The organism is Mesorhizobium sp. W067 (genome assembly GCF_054719525.1).
The window spans coordinates 2099816-2116885 of record NZ_JBTTII010000001.1; the positions used below are offsets into that span (position 1 = coordinate 2099816).

Annotated in this window: 14 protein-coding genes; 4 read left to right on the forward strand and 10 right to left on the reverse strand. The window is 63.4% G+C overall.

Going from position 1 to position 17070, the window contains the following annotated elements:
* Positions 1-39 precede the first annotated feature (39 nt).
* Positions 40-459 (reverse strand): GFA family protein, encoded by a 420-nt coding sequence (locus ACYG97_RS10480; protein ID WP_023725736.1) that lies wholly within the window; start codon positions 457-459, stop codon positions 40-42.
* Between the two features lie 338 nt (positions 460-797).
* Between ACYG97_RS10480 and ACYG97_RS10485 the strand changes: the two genes are divergently transcribed.
* From ACYG97_RS10485 to ACYG97_RS10495, 3 genes are all read left to right on the forward strand, one after another.
* The gene (locus tag ACYG97_RS10485; RefSeq protein ID WP_023681555.1) at positions 798-1868 is read left to right on the forward strand and encodes a GGDEF domain-containing protein; all 1071 of its coding nucleotides are present in this window, start codon (positions 798-800) and stop codon (positions 1866-1868) included.
* Positions 1869-1973: 105 nt separating this feature from the next.
* Positions 1974-2372 (forward strand): MbcA/ParS/Xre antitoxin family protein, encoded by a 399-nt coding sequence (locus tag ACYG97_RS10490; protein ID WP_050590417.1) that lies wholly within the window; start codon positions 1974-1976, stop codon positions 2370-2372.
* Positions 2332-3102 (forward strand): RES family NAD+ phosphorylase, encoded by a 771-nt coding sequence (locus ACYG97_RS10495; protein WP_023734445.1) that lies wholly within the window; start codon positions 2332-2334, stop codon positions 3100-3102. Before ACYG97_RS10490 ends, ACYG97_RS10495 begins: the two co-directional genes overlap by 41 nt.
* A 58-nt stretch (positions 3103-3160) precedes the next feature.
* Here ACYG97_RS10495 and ACYG97_RS10500 read toward each other — a convergent pair whose 3' ends face one another.
* The 5 genes from ACYG97_RS10500 to ACYG97_RS10520 all read right to left on the reverse strand — a co-directional run bounded on the left by ACYG97_RS10500 (position 3161) and on the right by ACYG97_RS10520 (position 9369).
* Complete coding sequence (locus ACYG97_RS10500; RefSeq protein ID WP_023734446.1) at positions 3161-4534, reverse strand: class II 3-deoxy-7-phosphoheptulonate synthase; 1374 nt, start codon at positions 4532-4534, stop codon at positions 3161-3163.
* 135 nt (positions 4535-4669) lie between these two features.
* Complete coding sequence (locus tag ACYG97_RS10505; RefSeq protein WP_023734447.1) at positions 4670-5104, reverse strand: DUF3995 domain-containing protein; 435 nt, start codon at positions 5102-5104, stop codon at positions 4670-4672.
* Between the two features lies 1 nt (position 5105).
* On the reverse strand, positions 5106-5438 hold the full coding sequence (locus ACYG97_RS10510; RefSeq protein WP_023734448.1) for a DUF962 domain-containing protein: 333 nt from the start codon (positions 5436-5438) through the stop codon (positions 5106-5108).
* A gap of 135 nt (positions 5439-5573) precedes the next feature.
* Positions 5574-9071 carry a transcription-repair coupling factor gene (gene mfd / locus ACYG97_RS10515; RefSeq protein WP_023734449.1) on the reverse strand — a complete coding sequence of 1166 codons (3498 nt, stop codon included), beginning with the start codon at positions 9069-9071 and terminating at the stop codon, positions 5574-5576.
* 10 nt (positions 9072-9081) lie between these two features.
* Entirely contained in the window at positions 9082-9369 is a 288-nt protein-coding gene (locus ACYG97_RS10520; RefSeq protein ID WP_023681561.1) for an FAD assembly factor SdhE, read from the reverse strand.
* A gap of 314 nt (positions 9370-9683) precedes the next feature.
* Between ACYG97_RS10520 and recG the strand changes: the two genes are divergently transcribed.
* Entirely contained in the window at positions 9684-11792 is a 2109-nt protein-coding gene (gene recG, locus ACYG97_RS10525; protein WP_023734450.1) for an ATP-dependent DNA helicase RecG, read from the forward strand.
* Here recG and ACYG97_RS10530 read toward each other — a convergent pair.
* The 4 genes from ACYG97_RS10530 to ACYG97_RS10545 form a co-directional block, all read right to left on the reverse strand.
* Positions 11744-12514: a DUF502 domain-containing protein gene (locus ACYG97_RS10530; protein ID WP_031193123.1), complete on the reverse strand. Its 771-nt coding sequence runs from the start codon at positions 12512-12514 to the stop codon at positions 11744-11746. The two genes, recG and ACYG97_RS10530, sit on opposite strands and share 49 nt — an antisense overlap.
* A 92-nt stretch (positions 12515-12606) precedes the next feature.
* The gene (glmS, locus tag ACYG97_RS10535) at positions 12607-14430 is read right to left on the reverse strand and encodes a glutamine--fructose-6-phosphate transaminase (isomerizing) (RefSeq protein WP_023688321.1); all 1824 of its coding nucleotides are present in this window, start codon (positions 14428-14430) and stop codon (positions 12607-12609) included.
* Between the two features lie 195 nt (positions 14431-14625).
* Complete coding sequence (gene glmU / locus ACYG97_RS10540; RefSeq protein ID WP_023734451.1) at positions 14626-15999, reverse strand: bifunctional UDP-N-acetylglucosamine diphosphorylase/glucosamine-1-phosphate N-acetyltransferase GlmU; 1374 nt, start codon at positions 15997-15999, stop codon at positions 14626-14628.
* 123 nt (positions 16000-16122) lie between these two features.
* Entirely contained in the window at positions 16123-16872 is a 750-nt protein-coding gene (locus ACYG97_RS10545) for a cytochrome c biogenesis CcdA family protein (protein WP_023688319.1), read from the reverse strand.
* Positions 16873-17070 lie beyond the last annotated feature (198 nt).

Here is a 17070-nt window from a genome sequence, read left to right on the forward strand (position 1 = left end):
CAATGGCTGGATCAAGGGAATAAGGCAGCCGCCGCAAAATCACTCCTCCGCAACCTTGATCGTCGGCGTCGACTTCTCGAACTGCGGCAGTCCATCGTCGATCGTATAGTAATCGCCCTTGTCGCCGACAAAGATGTGGCATTGGCCTTCGAGCCCGGTCGGGTTGTCGAACGATCCGGCCAGAACTGAGACATACGCATTCTGACCCGGCTTCCAGAACAGCACCGAGCCGCAGATCTTGCAAAAGCCGCGCTTGGCAAAGGAAGACGATTCGTACCAGCTGATGTTGTCGGCGCCGGTTATCGTGATGTCGCCGTCGGCGACGTTGGTCGCGGCGTAAAAATGCCCGCTCTGCTTGCGGCACTGCGAACAGTGGCAATAAATGACGCCGCGCAACGGCCCTCGCGTCTGGAAACGCACGGCTCCACACAGGCAAGATCCGCTGTGGTTGTTGCTCATCCCTACCTCCACCAGCCATCGTCCACGGCTTCGCCGCTGGCCGAGAGGATTTCAGTTTTGCCGCAGCCGGGCACCGGCAAATGCGACATGGGGTGGGCGTGTTCGGACCTGACCTCAGGATCTTTGCAAACCATTTCTGCAGCCTGCGGTAGAACGGACGCGTTACCTGGCGGCACATTAAGGAAACTTTAGCGCCGGCGCATCTATGGTCGTTGCCAAGCGAATGTCGCGATTGGGGACGTGTCTTTCGCAGGATGATCCGAAATACGGCTGGCACTCTCCGGTCGGCGGCATCTCGCACGGTCTGCGATGGTTCCCAGAGGCAGAGTGAACAGAACATGCAGCCGGCAGCCGTCCAGACCGACCGAAACAGCGACATTGCAACAGCCGTTGTGGCGACCATGCGTCAGCTCGGCGTGCTTGGCCTGCCGCGCAATTACGAAATCTTCTACGAAGCACTGAAAGGCACCAATCGCGAACTCGGCCTGGCCGTCGTCGCGCTGGGCAACCAGCCGACGCAGGACGATCTCGACCGCATCGGCCGCGCTTTCTTTGCCCAGCATCACGGTCCCGGCATTGTCGAGCAGGCGCGCGACGTGCTGGCCAGGGAACTCGAGGACATCGCCTTGCTGCTGCGCAGCGAACGTAGCCATATCGAGAAATACGGCAAGATCCTCGATGAGACATCGAGTGGCCTCGCCAACCGCAGCCTGCTTTCGCAGGATCTGCTGCAGAAGGTCGCCAGCGCCATGGCGGCGGCCACCAACTCGACCCTCGACCACGGCAAGCAGGTTGCAACCACGCTGAGCGACAAGACGGCGGAACTGGAGAGCGTCAAGTCGAAGCTTGAGGAGTACAAGCGGCTCGCCGACACCGACCCCTTGACGCATATCTGGAACCGCCGCGCCTTCGACAAGCAAATCACGGCGATTTACACCTCCAACAAGGGGATCCTGTTCAACGCCCTGATCCTTGCCGACATCGACCATTTCAAGGGTGTCAACGATCGCTACGGCCACCCGGTCGGCGACAAGATCATCCAGATCGTCGCTGAAATCTTCCAGACCAGCATCCGTGAAGACATGTTCGTTGCCCGCACCGGCGGCGAGGAATTCGCGCTGATCGTCGAGGGCGCCAGCGAGGATACCACTTACGAGATCGCCGAACGCATCCGCGTGCTGATCGAACAGACGCCGTTCACCAGCAGCCAGACCGGCGCCAATTACGGCACGGTGACCGTTTCCATGGGCATCTGCATGGCTTCCGAAGCGGAAAGCCCGGAGGATCTTTACACCAAGGCGGACCGGGCGCTCTACCGCTCCAAGGTTGGCGGGCGCAACCGCGTCACCCGGCACTCGACAATGGCCGGCCGCACCGGCAAGAACTGGCTGCTCTACAAGAAAGACTGACGCTTCGGCGTGCAGCCAATTCCCGGGCACAGGCAAATTTATCGGATCCCGCCTCTTTCCATATGAATTTCCGTGGACTATATTTTCCATGGAAAGAGAGAGGCCATGTCTGTTACACTACCCAATGCTGCCGCCCCTGATCTGACCGCGAAGGCGGCCGAAAACGCGGTTCTGACCAAGGCCACGCTGCGCGCCGCCGAACTCTTGGATATAACCGCCAGGGTGCTTGCGTCGATCATCGGCGTCTCGGAAGCCACGGTTTCACGCATGCGCAGGCAGGAATTCCTGCTGGAGCGCGGCACCAAGCCGTTCGAACTCGCGGTGCTGTTCGTGCGGCTGTTCCGTTCGCTCGATGCCATTGTCGGCGGTGACGAGACGATAGCCCGGGCATGGCTGAAGAACGCCAACACGGCTTTCGATGGCAGCCCGCTTGAAAAGATCCTCACTATTACCGGGCTTGTCGATGTCATTGCCTATCTGGACTCCCGACGCGCTCTCGTCTGAAGCCGTCCGGCTCGACGGCAAATACTGGCGCATGGTCGAGGCGCAGCACCGCGTCTCGACGCTGAAGATCGTCGACACGCTGGACGAACAGGCGCTGCTCGAGGATCTGATCGAGGAGACCAAGCCGCAAATCCCCATGGAATGCCGGCATCTCCACTATCTCCTGGCGACGCCCTTCCGCTACGGCTCGATCTATCCCTACGGCTCGCGCTTCCGCCGCGCTGGCCGCACCCTGGGTGTCTACTATGCCGCGGAGACGATCATGACGGCGGTCGCCGAAATGGCCTTCTACCGCTTGTTGTTCTTCGCCGATTCGCCCGACACGCCATGGCCGCACGACGCCGCCGAATACACCGCCTTCGCCGCCGCGATCCGTACCGACAAGGCCATCGACCTGACGCGGCCGCCGCTCGACCGCGACCGGGCCCATTGGACGCATCCGACCGACTATGCCGCCAGCCAGGCGATTGCCGATGTCGCGCGTGAGGCTGGGCTGGAGGCGATCCGTTACCGTTCGGCGCGCGACCCGAAGGGCGTCAATGTGGCGCTGCTGACATGCCGCGGCTTTACCAAGGCCAAGCCGCTGGAGCCGCACACATGGCGCATCCGGCTGGGCTCCCTCGGCGTCCAGGCGATCTGCGAATTTCCGGAAAGGCGCATCGAGTTTTCCAGAACCGCCTTTGCCAACGATCCCCGGCTCAACGGATTGCGCTGGGAACGCGGGCGTTGATCAAAACGAAAAAGCGCCGGATCTCTCCGGCGCTTTCCACTTCAATCTGAAAACGGGTTCAGCCGTTGGCCGCCTGCTTGTGCTGCACGGGATGGCTCTTCTTCAACAGGTCGGAGACGAGGAAAGCCAATTCGATCGCCTGGTCGGCGTTAAGGCGTGGGTCGCAATGGGTGTGGTAGCGGTCCTGCAATTCCTCTGCGGTGATGGCGCGGGCGCCGCCGGTGCATTCGGTAACATTCTTGCCGGTCATCTCGACATGGATGCCGCCGGGGTGCGTGCCCTCAGCGCGATGCACCTCGAAGAAGGTCTGCACTTCCTTGAGGATGCGGTCGAACGGCCGCGTCTTGTAGCCGGCGGCCTCGATCGTGTTGCCGTGCATCGGATCGGACGACCACACGACGCTGCGGCCTTCCTTCTGCACCGCGCGCACCAGCTTCGGCAGATGGTCGGCGACCTTGTCGGAGCCGAAGCGGGCAATCAGCGTCAGCCGGCCCGGCTCGTTCTCCGGATTGAGCAGGTCGATCAGCTCCAGCAAACCATCCGGCGTCAGCGACGGACCGCATTTGAGGCCGAGCGGGTTCTTGATGCCACGGCAATATTCGACATGGGCATGGTCGGGCTGGCGGGTTCGGTCGCCGATCCAGATCATGTGGCCGGAGGTTGCATACCAGTCGCCCGACGTCGAATCGACGCGGGTCAGCGCCTCTTCATAGCCCAGCAACAGCGCTTCGTGGCTGGTGTAGAAATCGGTCTCGCGCAAGGCGTAGTTGGTTTCCGAGGTGATGCCGACGGCCTTCATGAAGTCCATCGTCTCGGTGATGCGGTTGGCGAGCTTGCCGTATTTCTCGCCCTGCGGGCTGTCGGAGACGAAACCCAGCATCCAGCTATGCACGTTCTCCAGGCTGGCATAGCCGCCCTGGGCGAAGGCGCGCAACAGGTTGAGCGTCGCCGCCGACTGGCGGTAAGCCATCTCCTGGCGGGCCGGGTCGGGAATACGCGACTTCGGGTCGAACTCGATGCCGTTGATGATGTCGCCGCGATAGCTCGGCAGCGTCACCTCGCCCTTGGTCTCATTGTCGGACGAGCGCGGCTTGGCGAACTGACCAGCAACGCGGCCGACCTTCACCACCGGCTGCGCGCCGGCGAAAGTCAGCACCACCGACATCTGCAGGAAGACGCGGAAGAAGTCGCGGATGTTGTCCGCGCCATGCTCGGCGAAACTCTCGGCGCAATCGCCGCCCTGCAGAAGGAATGCGTCGCCGGCAGCGACGGCCGCAAGCTGCTTCTTCAGCTTGCGCGCCTCACCGGCAAAAACCAGCGGCGGAAAGGTGGCGAGCTGGGCTTCCGTGCTCTTCAGGGCGGCAAGGTCCGGATAGGCAGGAACCTGCTTGATCGGCTTCGCTCTCCAAGAATTCGGCGACCATTTCGTCATCGCTGCACCCAAACGCTCTTTCCAGCAGGCTTTTGCCCGCCATTCCGCCCCATATGGGGATGGCGGCTCCATACACGAAGCCGATTTCCTATTCTAGACCGGAATTCAAGCGCTGGCGAATGGGTGGCTGGCAGTTCACTCTGCCGTCTGTGACAAAGCGACATAGAAAAGGCCCAGCCCCAGCAGCAGACATGACGGGCTGTAGAACCAGCTGTCGTAGCTGGCAAAACGCGTGGTCCTTACCTGCTTGAACAGCCCGAAATATCTCGACCAGCTCAAAGCCCTTGCGGTGAAGATAAGCGCCCACAGGATGATGCCCGCCTTCAGCAGTTGTTGCGGCACCGGCAGGCGGATCACATTGGTGAAGCCGAAAATCAGCAGCAGCACCAGCGCCAGGATCAACCCTACCACCATCGCCCCAAAGGCCGTCTCCTTGACGGCGGGAGTGCCGTCCTCGCGTTGCGGCAACGCGACGCCGGCGCCAACACTCCCACCGAGACCCCAATAGAGATGAAAGCCGGCCCCGAGCAGCAGAATGGCCGAACAGAGAGCGACGACCGCTGTCGCCATACTATCGGGCGACCTCGTTCAATCGCCTGAGCTGGCGACCGAGCCCACCTGTCAGCTCAAGTGCAAGCATGCGCAGCAAGGCGATGGCGCTCCATAACGGCCGATCCGCGAACGGCTTGTTGCTGTTATGCTCGAGGAAAGGGTGAGTGAGAAAAGCCGCGATATAGAAGAACGGAATGATGACCAGGAAAGCCCACCAGACGACCATGAAAGATGCCGCAATCCCGGCGAGCGGCGCGAAAAACAGGCCGATATAGTGGACAAACCGAGTCGAAGGTTTTGAATGGCCGGCAAGATAACCGAGCCAGTATTCATCGAAGGTCTGCGGGTTCATGGATTTCCCCGTTCAGCGATGAGTTGCAGAATCCATCTGATCCCTTGGGTCAAACTGATCCCTTGGGCCAAAATACTTCAATGGCTCCAATCGTCGCAGACCCAGAAGCGATCTTTGCTAAGCGAAGTCCCACAACTAGGCGGCCTTCTCCACCAGCCGCGCCAGTTGCGTCATGACGACGGCCGAGCCCGCCAGGCGCTTCTCCGCCGTTGGCCAGTCGCGGATGAAGACCACGCTGTGGTCGGTCCTGATCTTGGCCAGCGAACCCTGCTCGCCGATGTATTTGACCAGCCCGACCGGGTTGGAGAACTCGCGCTTGCGGAAGTGGATGACGACGCCCTTGGGGCCGGCATCCAGCTTTTCGACATTGGCCCTGCGGCATAGCGCCTTGATGAAGACAATCTTCAAGAGATGCTTCACCTCTTCCGGCAGCGGGCCGAAGCGGTCGATCAGTTCGGCGCCGAAAGCGTCGATTTCCTCGGTGTTTTCGAGGTCGCCGAGGCGGCGGTAGAGCGCCAGCCTGAGCTGCAGGTCGGGCACATAGCTCTCTGGGATCATGACAGCCGTGCCGACGGCGATCTGCGGCGACCAGCCGCCATCCTGAACCTCGCCGGAATCCTTCACCTCGGCCACCGCCTCCTCCAGCATCTGCTGGTAGAGTTCGAAGCCGACCTCCTTGATATGACCGGATTGCTCTTCGCCCAGAAGGTTGCCGGCGCCACGGATGTCGAGGTCGTGGCTGGCGAGCTGGAACCCCGCGCCAAGCGTGTCCAGCGACTGCAGCACCTTCAGCCGGCGCTCGGCCGTGTCGGTGAGCTTGCGGTTGGCCGGCAGCGTGAACAACGCATATGCCCGCACCTTGGAACGGCCGACGCGGCCGCGCAGCTGGTAGAGCTGCGACAGGCCGAACATATCGGCGCGATGGATGATCAGCGTGTTGGCGGTCGGAATGTCGAGCCCGGATTCGACGATGGTGGTCGACAACAGCACGTCGTACTGGCCGTCATAGAAGGCGTTCATGATGTCGTCGAGTTCGCCCGGCGGCATCTGGCCATGGGCCACCGCCACCTTCAGCTCGGGGACGGATTCGCGCAGGAAATCATGGATTTCGGCGAGATCGCTGATACGCGGCACGACATAGAAGGAATGGCCGCCGCGATAGCGTTCGCGCAGCAGCGTCTCGCGGATGACCAGCGGATCGAAGGGCGAGATGAAGGTGCGCACCGCCATGCGGTCGACCGGCGGCGTGGCGATCAGCGACAGTTCGCGCACGCCGGTCAAGGCAAGCTGCAGCGTGCGCGGGATCGGCGTCGCCGACAGCGTCAGCACGTGGACGTCGGTCTTGAGGTCCTTCAGCCGTTCCTTGTGCTTGACGCCAAAATGCTGCTCCTCGTCGATGATCAGCAGGCCGAGATTCTTGAACGAGATCGCCGACCCGAGCAGTGCATGGGTGCCGATGACGATGTCGACCTGCCCCTCGGCGATGCCTTTCTTGGTTTCCGCCAGTTCCTTGGCGCCGACCAGCCGCGAGGCCTGGCCGACGCGGATCGGCAGGCCGGAGAAGCGCTGCGAAAAGGTCTTGAAATGCTGGCGCGACAACAGCGTCGTCGGCACCACGACCGCGACCTGGAACCCTTCCATCGCCGCGATGAAGGCGGCGCGCAACGCCACTTCGGTCTTGCCGAAGCCGACATCGCCGCAGATCAGCCGGTCCATCGGCTTGCCGGCGCCGAGATCGTCCACGACGGCATCGATCGCGCCCTGCTGGTCGTCGGTCTCCTCGTAGGGAAAGCGCGCCGAGAATTCGCCGTAAAGCCCTTCCGCCGGCACCATGGGCGGCGCGGTACGCATCTGGCGCTCGGCGGCAATGCGGATCAGCTGTCCGGCCATGTCGAGCAGGCGCTTCTTCAGCCGCGCCTTGCGCGACTGCCAGGCGCCGCCGCCGAGCTTGTCCAGCGTCGCCTCGGCTGTGTCAGAGCCGTAGCGCGACAGAAGCTCGATGTTTTCCACCGGCAGGAACAGCCGGTCGTCGCCGGCATAGTGGATTTCCAGGCAGTCATGCGGCGCGCCGACCGCCTCGATGGTGCGCAGGCCGATGAAGCGGCCAATGCCGTGATCGGCGTGGACGACGATGTCGCCGGCCGACAGCGACGAGGCCTCGGCGATGAAATCCGACGCGCGCTTCTTGCGCTTCGAGCGGCGGATCAGCCGGTCGCCCAGAATGTCCTGCTCGGCGACGACAACCAGCTGTTCGGTCTCGAAGCCGGATTCCAGCGGCAGCACGGCGAGTGCCGCCTGCCCCGGCTCGAGCTTTTCCGCCTCGGCCAGCGTCGCCACCGGCACGAGATTGCCGAGATGGTGCTCGGCCAGGATCTGGCCCAACCGGTCGAGCGAGCCTTCGGTCCAGCCGGCGACGATGACCCGGCGGCGCGCCGCGCGCTCGTCGGCGATGTGTTTTACGACGACATCGAAGACGTTGATGTTTGGGTCAGCCCGTTCCTCGGCAAAGCTGCGGCCATGGCGCGAGCCGCCATGGAAGACCTTCTTGGCCCCGACATCGGGCGCGTCGAAGGCGGTGAAGTCGATGGCTTCGCGCGGTCCGAGCGACGCTACGAGGTTTTCCGGTGAGAGATAGAGCAGGTCCGGCGCCACCGGCTTGTAGGGCACGGCGTCCTTCAAGGCGGCGTCGGCCTGTTTGCGGCGCGCTTCGTAGTGGTCGAGGATCAGCGTGTGACGCTCAGCCAGCGCTTCGTGCGCCAGATGGTCGAAGATGACAGGCGCATCCGGCAGATAATCAAACACTGTCTCCAGCCGCTCGTAGAACAGCGGCAGCCAGTGCTCCATGCCGGCAAAGCGCCGCCCTTCGCTCACCGCCGCATAAAGGCCGTCGTCGCGCTGCGGCGCGCCAAAGGCTTCGATATAGGAGCGGCGGAAGCGGCTGATGGTTTCGGGGGTCAGCGCCACTTCACTCATCGCCTGCAGCGCCATCGACTTGCGCTGGCCGGTGGTGCGCTGCGTGGCGGCGTCGAAGACGCGGATCGATTCCAGCGTGTCGCCGAAGAAATCGAGCCGCAGTGCTTCCGTCCAGCCGGGTGCGTAGAGGTCGAGGATGCCGCCGCGCACGGCGAATTCGCCGATACCGCGCACCGTCGGCACCCGCTCGAAGCCGGAAATCTCCAGCCGGGACACCAGCGCGTTCATGTCGATCTGGTTGCCGGGCTTTGCGTGGAAAGTCTGCGCTTCGACCAGATCGGCCGGCGGAATGCGCTGCAGCAGCGCATTGGCAGTGGTCAGGATGACCGCGCGATGCGGCTTTTTTGCCAGCGCGATCATCGCCGTCAGGGCGTCGAGCCGCTTGGCAGCGGCATCGGAGCCTGGCGAAACGCGGTCATAGGGCAGGCAATCCCAGGCCGGCAACTCCAGCACCGGCAGGCCGGGGGCGGCAAAGGTCAGCGCCTCGATGATCGACGGCAGGCGCTGGCCGTCGCGCGCCACGAACAGCACCGGTTTGTCAGGCGCAATCTCATGGATCGCCTGCACCAGCGCAAAGGCTTCGTAGCCATCGGCAACGCCGTCGACGATGAACTGGCCGGCACGGCCTTTCGGCAGACCGATTTTGGGAATGAGGCTCATGGTTGCACGTTTAAAATGTCATGGTCCGGCGCGATGCCAGGATCTTTTGCAGGACGGCACAGTCGATATTCCTGGGAACCGGGCGTTCGCCGGTGACCATGGGCAGGAATTCGGTGTCGGGAATGTCGAGCAGCCTTTCATATTGGTCGATTTCATCGCCGGTCAAGGCGCCGATCTCGTTGTCGGCAAACGTACCGAGGATAAGGTCCATCTCGCGCATCCCGCGATGCCAGGAGCGGAACAACAGCTTGCGGCGCCTGATATCCAGCCCCTCGCTTGATCGTTTCGTCCCGGTCATCGTGCCGCATCCTTGCTTGGTGCGGCGCATATAGCGTGGATAGAGGGCGGTGTCAGCCTTGCAACGCACGGGTGGGCGGCTAAACATCCCGGGTGTGAAGAACACTCCTGACAACGCTGGTGCCGGACACCGCCCGCACTTCACCCTCCCCCTTGTGGGGAGGGTCGGCGAGCACGCTTCGCAAAGCGAAGCGAGTGAGACGGGGTGGGGGTGCGGCGCTGACCTACCGACTTCCTCGAAAGTTAGACGCGCACCTACCCCCACCCCGCTCCGCTTCGCGGATCGACCCTCCCCACAGGGGGGAGGGTAAAGGCATGCGCCCCTCCCTCCTCGACCCTCTCTTCGTCCCCATCACTTCGCTTGCCGGCGTCGGCCCCAAGGTTGGCGCTCTGATCGAGAAGGTGGTGGCGGCCGATCTCGGCGAACGGCCGGCGCGCGCGGGCGACCTGTTGTTCGTGCTGCCGCACACCGTCATCGACCGTCGCAATCGTCCCGGCATCGCGCTTGCGCCGGCCGGCGCCATCGTCACGCTCGACGTGCGCATCGACCGCCACCAGCCGCCGCCGCGCGGCAACCGGTCGGTGCCTTACCGCGTCTATGCCCATGACGACACCGGCGAGATCGGCCTGATCTTCTTCCACGCCCATGCCGCCTATCTCGAAAAGGCGATGCCGGTGGGCGAGCATGTCGTCGTCTCCGGCCGCATGGAGTGGTTCAACGGCCGCCCGACCATGGTCCATCCCGACCATATCGCCCTGGTGAGCGAGGCGGAAACACTGCCGCTGGTCGAACCGGTCTATCCGCTGACCGCCGGCCTGTCGGGCAAGGTGCTGCGCCGCGCCATCGGCCAGGCGCTCGGCCGGCTGCCGGAATTGCCGGAATGGCAGGACGGCGCCTTCATGCGCAAGCAGACTTTCCCCGCCTTCGCCGACGCGCTCGCCCGCATCCACTATCCCGCGGACCCGATCGATGTCGCCATCGAGGGGGTGGCATGGCGCCGCCTTGCCTATGACGAGCTTCTCGCCGGCCAGGTCTCGCTGGCATTGGTGCGGGCAAAAGTGCGCCGCCTGTCGGGCCGGCCGCTCATCGGCGACGGTCGCATCGTCGAGAAACTGCGCGCAGCCCTGCCCTATTCATTGACCGGCAGCCAGGAATTCGCGCTTGCCGAAATCAATGCCGATCTGGCCGACCCCGAGCGCATGCTGCGCCTACTGCAAGGCGATGTCGGCTCCGGCAAGACGGTGGTGGCGCTGCTGGCCATGGGGCGCGCAGTCGAGGCCGGCGGCCAGGCGGCCTTGATGACGCCGACCGAAATCCTGGCGCGCCAGCATCTGGCGACAATCACGCCGCTGGCCGAACAGGCCGGCCTGCGCGTCGCTATCCTGACCGGCCGCGAAAAGGGCCGCGAACGCACTGAAACGCTATCAGGTCTCGCCAGCGGCGAGATCGACATCGTCGTCGGCACCCATGCGCTGTTCCAGGAAACGGTGACCTATCACGACCTCGTCTTTGCCGTGGTCGACGAGCAACACCGCTTCGGCGTCCACCAGCGGCTTGCCATCACCGCCAAGGGCGACGCCCCCGACATGCTGGTGATGACGGCGACGCCGATCCCGCGCACTCTGGTGCTGACCGCCTTCGGCGACATGGACGTCTCCAAGCTGACGGAAAAACCGATCGGCCGCCAGCCGATCCGCACCGTCACGCTGCCGCTGGAACGGCTTGACGAGCTGGTCGGTCGCATGCTGGACGCGGTTGCCGACGGTCAGAAGATCTACTGGATCTGCCCGCTGGTCGAGGAATCCGAAGAGATCAAGCTTATGTCGGCCGAGGACCGTTTTGCCTCGCTGCAGCCCTTGTTCGGCGATCGCATCGGCCTCGTGCACGGCCGCATGAAGGGCGCCGAAAAGGACGAGGCGATGCGCGCCTTCAAGGCCGGCGAAACCCGCATCCTTATCGCCACCACCGTTATTGAGGTCGGCGTCGACGTGCCGGACGCCACGATCATGGTCATCGAACACGCCGAGCGTTTTGGCCTGGCGCAACTGCACCAGCTGCGCGGCCGCGTCGGGCGCGGCGACAAGCCTTCTTCCTGCGTGCTGCTTTACAAGGACCCGCTCGGCGAGACGGCAAAGCGCCGGCTGTCGGTGATGCGCGAGACCGAGGACGGTTTCCTGATCGCCGAAGAGGATCTGAAGCTGCGCGGCGAAGGCGAATTGCTCGGCACCCGCCAGTCCGGCACGCCGGGCTTCCAGGTGGCGCGCATCGAGGTGCACGCCGACTTGCTCGAAGCAGCCCGCGACGATGCAAGGCTGATCCTGTCGCGCGACCCGGAACTACAGTCTGAGCGCGGCGAGGCGCTGCGCCTGCTGCTCTATTTGTTCGGCCGCGACGAGGCCGTACGGCTCTTGCGCGCCGGCTGAGCGCCCTCGGCGATCAGCCCGCCAAGCGGCGGGTTGGCGAGATCTCCGTCGATCGGCTGGCCGTTCATAGTCACCATTTTCGGCTTGACTTCGGGCGCCACCAGCCCGGCCGAGACGATCAGCCTGGCGCCGTCCTCAATCGTCATGTCGAGCAGCACGATGTCGGATTTCGGCACGTACATCAGGAAACCGGTGGTAGGGTTCGGCGTGCACGGCATGAACACGGCGATCATCGGGTCGCCTGCATGGTCGAGCTTCTGGTTGATCTCGGTTTCCTTTTCACTGGCGACGAAGACCAGCGACCAGACGCCTTTTCGCGGATATTCGACCAGCCCGACCTGGCGGAACATATCACCCTTGTTCGAAAGCACCGTCTGGAATATCTGCTTCAGCGAACCGTAGATGCCGCGCACCAGCGGCATACGGCCAAGCAGCCGTTCGCCGAAATTGACGATGGCGCGGCCGACGATGTTGGCGGTCATGAAGCCGATCAACGTGATCAGCACGAGCGCCACGATCAGGCCGAAGCCGGGCACCGGAAACGGCAAATAGGTGTCGGGGCTGTAGCGCGCCGGAATGTACGGCTTCACCCAGGAATCGACCCAGCCGACGAACGACCAGGCGATATAGGCGGTGATCGCCAGCGGCGCGCAGACGATAAAGCCTGTGAGGAAATAGTTCCTCAGCCGGGTCATGCCGGAAGTTCTGGGAGCATCGGACATGGTTCACCGGGGGCGCGGGTTGCAGCGCCACACTAGTGAAGCGGACGGCGCTTTGGAACTGCGAAGTTTTTAAGACCCCCGATGAGCGCCGACTACTCCACGGTCACCGATTTCGCCAGATTGCGCGGCTGGTCGACGTCTGTCCCCATAAAGACGGCGGCGTAGTAGGCCAGCATCTGGATCGGCAGCGCGTAGATGATCGGCGAGATAATTTCCGGCACGTCTGGCAGGATGATCGTCTCCATCGTCTTGACGCTGACCTGCGCCGCGCCCTTGGCGTCGGTGATCAGGATGATCTTGCCGCCGCGCGCCGCCACTTCCTGCATGTTCGACACCGTCTTTTCGAAGATGCGGTCATGCGGCGCGATGACGATGACCGGCATGTTCTCGTCGATCAGCGCGATCGGCCCGTGCTTCAGTTCGCCCGCGGCATAACCCTCGGCATGGATGTAGGAGATTTCCTTGAGTTTCAGCGCGCCTTCCATGGCCAGCGGGAAATTGGTGTCGCGGCCGAGATAGAGCACGTCCTTGTAGCGCGAGATTTCGCGCGCGATACGCTCGATCTGCTCTTCGAGCTTCAGTACCTGGTTGGCGTAGCGAGGCGCCTCCGAAAGAGCGCGCACCAGCGTCTTTTCCTCGTCCTTCGAGATCGTACCGCGGGCCACACCCGCACGCACCGCCAGCGAGGCCAGCACCGAGAGCTGGCAGGTGAAAGCTTTGGTCGAGGCGACGCCGATCTCTGGCCCGGCCAGCGTCGGCAGCACGACGTCGGATTCGCGCGCCATGGTCGATTCGCGCACATTGACGATGGCGCCGATCTTCATGCCCGCCTTGCGGCAATAGCGCAGCGAGGCCAGCGTGTCGGCGGTTTCGCCGGACTGCGAGATGAAGAAGGCGGCATCATCAGCGGATAATGGCATTTCGCGGTAGCGGAATTCCGAGGCGACATCGATGTCGACCGGCAGCCGCGCATAGCGCTCGAACCAGTATTTGCTGATCAGGCCGGCTAGATAGGCGGTGCCGCAGGCCGAGATCGCCAGCCGGCCGATCTTGGCGAAGTCGAACGGCAGCTCCAGCGGCTTCGACACGCCGGAGACGAAATCGACATAGTGCGCCAGCGTGTGCGAGATCACTTCCGGCTGTTCATGGATTTCCTTTTCCATGAAATGGCGGCGGTTGCCCTTGTCGACCATGAAGCTGGTCGACAGCGATTGCTGGCGCTTGCGGGCAACCTCTTTGCCGTCGATGTCGAAGATGGTGACGCCATCGCGGCGCACCACCGCCCAGTCGCCGTCTTCGAGATAGGTGATGGAATTGGTGAACGGCGCCAGCGCGATGGCGTCGGAGCCCAGAAACATCTCGCCATCGCCATGGCCGACGGCCAGCGGCGGGCCATTGCGGGCGCCGACGATGAGGTCCTCGTCGCCGGTGAACATGATGGCCAGAGCAAAGGCGCCTTCCAGCCGCTTCAGCGCCTGATGCGCCGCCTCGATCGGCTTCAACCCCTTGGCGAGTTCGCGCGCCACCAGATGCGCTACGACCTCGGTGTCGGTCTGCGACGAGAAGGAATAGCCGTCGCGGATCAGCTCATCGCGCAACTCGGCGAAATTCTCGATGATGCCGTTGTGAACGATGGCGACGCCGTTGGAAAAATGCGGATGGGCGTTGGTCTCGTTGGGCACGCCATGCGTGGCCCAGCGCGTGTGGCCGATGCCGATCGTGCCATTGAGCGGCTCGTCCTTCAGCCGGCGTTCGAGGTTGATCAGCTTGCCTTCGGCGCGGCGGCGGCCAAGCCGGCCATGCTCGACCGTGGCGACACCGGCCGAGTCATAGCCGCGATATTCCAGCCGCTTCAGCGCATCGACGATGAGCGGCGCTACCTGGCTCTGGCCGACAATTCCGACGATACCGCACATATGCCTGCCCCCAATTCCCGCTGGAAAACCAGTCCCGATGGAAAACCAGCGCTATCTAGGGATTGCCGGCCCGCCGCGAAAGTCACTTTGCGTTTCGTCTGCTGTAACGGAACGCTTCTCAACCCGATGCACCATGACACACCGCTCTTGCAATCCGGTTACCGCAATTCCTCGGTTGTTCAATTGCTTCGGCGGTTAATGGTCGGTGCCGGCCTTTTTCTTCGCCGCTGCGGCAGACGCGAAGCGCTCGCGCAATTCCTTGCCCTTGCCGGGAATGGTCTTCTGGCGGGCGCGGCCGAAGGCCAGCGCATCGTCCGGCACGCTTTCGGTTATGACGCTACCCGAGGCGATGTAGCCGCCCTTGCCGATCGTAACCGGCGCCACCAGCGACGAGTTCGAACCGATGAAGGCGCCCTCGCCGATGTCGGTGAAAAACTTCGAGTAGCCGTCATAGTTGCAGGTAATGGTGCCGGCGCCGATATTGGCCCCCGCGCCGACGCGGGCATCGCCGATATAAGTCAGATGATTGACCTTGGCGCCTTCCTCGATGACCGCCTGCTTGACCTCGCAGAAATTGCCGACCTTGGCTTTCTCGCGGAGATCGGCGCCTGGCCTGAGCCGTGCGAACGGACCGACGTCGCAATTGGCAGCGACGGTCGCGCCTTCGATGTGGCTGAAGGTGTGGATCTTGGCGCCGCCGGCGATTTTCACGCCCGGGCCGAACCAGACATTGGGCTCGACGATCGTGTCGGCGCCGATTTCGGTGTCGTGCGAGAAATACACCGTCTCCGGCGCGATCAGCGTTACGCCTGACAGCATGGCCTCGTAGCGCCGGCGCACCTGCCAGATGCCTTCCGCCTGCGCCAGCTCGGCCCGGTTGTTGATGCCTAGCGCACTCTCGAAGCTGGTTTCGGTGGCAACGACATCGAGCCCTTTCGCACTGGCGATCTCGACGATGTCGGTGAGATAGAACTCGCCCTTGGCGTTCTTGTTGCCGACCTTGTCGAGCAGTTCGAGCGCATGCTTGCCCGCCACCGCCATCATGCCGGCATTACAGAAGCCGATCTTCTTTTCCTCGGCGGAGCAGTCCTTCTCCTCGCGGATGGCGGTGAGCTTGCCGCCCTTTTCGATGAGCCGACCATAGCCGGTCGGGCTGGGCGGACGGAAACCGATCACTACGACGGCCGCGCCATCGGCAAGCTTTTGCCGCGCGGCCACCAGGGCTTCAGCATCGATCAGCGGCGTGTCGCCGAACATCACGAGAATATCGTCATAACCCTTTGATATCGCATCGCGCGCAGCCAGCACGGCATGTGCAGTGCCGAGCCGCTTCTCCTGCACGAAGGTCTCGGCCTTGGGCGCGAATTTCGCCGCCGCCTTGCGCATATCATCGGCGCCATGGCCGATCACCAGCGCCTGGCTGCGGGCGCCGGCGGCCTCGGCCGCTTTCACCACATGGGCGACCATCGGCAGTCCGGCGATCTGGTGCAGCACCTTCGGCATCGCGCTCTTCATGCGCGTGCCTTCACCGGCGGCGAGAATGACGGACAAGCAGGATCTCTGGCTCATGGAAGGACAACCGTATGAAATGGGATCAGGAATCGCAGAGTGGTAGCATCTGGCGTCATGCTGCACCAATGGGGTTAAATTCCGGTGAGGTGATGAGGCAGTTCACTCTCGATCAGCGGATCGCTACCCCAGCCGGCCCAGCACCGGAAAATTCTCCAGCAGCCAGTAGGACACCGTCTGCACGCCGCCGGTGAGGAAGAACACGCCGGCGACGACCAGCAGCGCGCCGATGGCTTTTTCGACGCGGCCGAGATGGACGCGGAACCTGCCGAGGAAGCGCATGAAGGCGCCGGAGAACAGGGCAGCAATCAGGAACGGAATGCCGAGGCCAAGCGAATAGGCGGCAAGCAGAAGAGCGCCCTCGCCCACCGTCTCGCGGCCGCCGGCCAAGGTCAGGATCGGCCCCAGCACCGGGCCGATGCACGGCGTCCAGCCAAAGGCGAAGGCCAGCCCCATGACATAGGCGGCGACCATGCTGGCAGGCTTGCCCTGCGATTGAAAGCGCGCCTCGCGCGACAAAAGCGGGATGCGCAAGATGCCGAGGAAATTCAGCCCCATCAGGATGATCAGCACGCCGGCAGCCATCGCCAGCGGTTCCTGCCAGACGCGCAGCCAGTGGCCGATGGTCGAGGCGCCGGCGCCGAGCGCCACGAACACGGTGGAGAAACCGAGTACGAAGGCGAGCGAGGAATAGATGAGCGCGCCGCGGGCGCCGGCCTTGGCCGCGACGCCGGCACCGCCACCGCGAAAGTCGTCGACCGACACGCCGGCCATGTAGCAGAGATAGGGCGGCACCAGCGGCAGCACGCAAGGCGACAGGAACGAGATCGCCCCCGCTCCGACCGCGCTGACATAGCCGATGTCCAATGGCATTCCAGAACCCCAGATTCCTTGGCGCCGATATAGCGACGCAAAATCGTGTTCGCCAATCACCATCGTGTGGAATTTGGCTACAGATACGATCCGGCCGGACGAATTGTTGTCGGCCAATCCCAAGTTGACCAAGCCGGGGAAGAAATGTCCCTCGCCGAACGTTCACATAGCGAAGCCGCGATTTCTGCGCGCTTCGTC

Bases quoted from the DNA above. Each gene is read 5' to 3' on its own strand.
- ACYG97_RS10495 (WP_023734445.1), top strand. From the start codon at position 2,332: ATGTCATTGCCTATCTGGACTCCCGACGCGCTCTCGTCTGAAGCCGTC.
- ACYG97_RS10480 (WP_023725736.1), bottom strand. From the start codon at position 459: ATGAGCAACAACCACAGCGGATCTTGCCTGTGTGGAGCCGTGCGTTTC.
- ACYG97_RS10505 (WP_023734447.1), bottom strand. From the start codon at position 5,104: ATGGCGACAGCGGTCGTCGCTCTCTGTTCGGCCATTCTGCTGCTCGGG.
- ACYG97_RS10485 (WP_023681555.1), top strand. From the start codon at position 798: ATGCAGCCGGCAGCCGTCCAGACCGACCGAAACAGCGACATTGCAACA.
- glmU (WP_023734451.1), bottom strand. From the start codon at position 15,999: ATGAGCCAGAGATCCTGCTTGTCCGTCATTCTCGCCGCCGGTGAAGGC.
- ACYG97_RS10500 (WP_023734446.1), bottom strand. From the start codon at position 4,534: ATGACGAAATGGTCGCCGAATTCTTGGAGAGCGAAGCCGATCAAGCAG.
- ACYG97_RS10490 (WP_050590417.1), top strand. From the start codon at position 1,974: ATGTCTGTTACACTACCCAATGCTGCCGCCCCTGATCTGACCGCGAAG.
- ACYG97_RS10510 (WP_023734448.1), bottom strand. From the start codon at position 5,438: ATGAACCCGCAGACCTTCGATGAATACTGGCTCGGTTATCTTGCCGGC.
- glmS (WP_023688321.1), bottom strand. From the start codon at position 14,430: ATGTGCGGTATCGTCGGAATTGTCGGCCAGAGCCAGGTAGCGCCGCTC.
- ACYG97_RS10530 (WP_031193123.1), bottom strand. From the start codon at position 12,514: ATGTCCGATGCTCCCAGAACTTCCGGCATGACCCGGCTGAGGAACTAT.
- ACYG97_RS10545 (WP_023688319.1), bottom strand. From the start codon at position 16,872: ATGCCATTGGACATCGGCTATGTCAGCGCGGTCGGAGCGGGGGCGATC.
- recG (WP_023734450.1), top strand. From the start codon at position 9,684: ATGCGCCCCTCCCTCCTCGACCCTCTCTTCGTCCCCATCACTTCGCTT.
- mfd (WP_023734449.1), bottom strand. From the start codon at position 9,071: ATGAGCCTCATTCCCAAAATCGGTCTGCCGAAAGGCCGTGCCGGCCAG.
- ACYG97_RS10520 (WP_023681561.1), bottom strand. From the start codon at position 9,369: ATGACCGGGACGAAACGATCAAGCGAGGGGCTGGATATCAGGCGCCGC.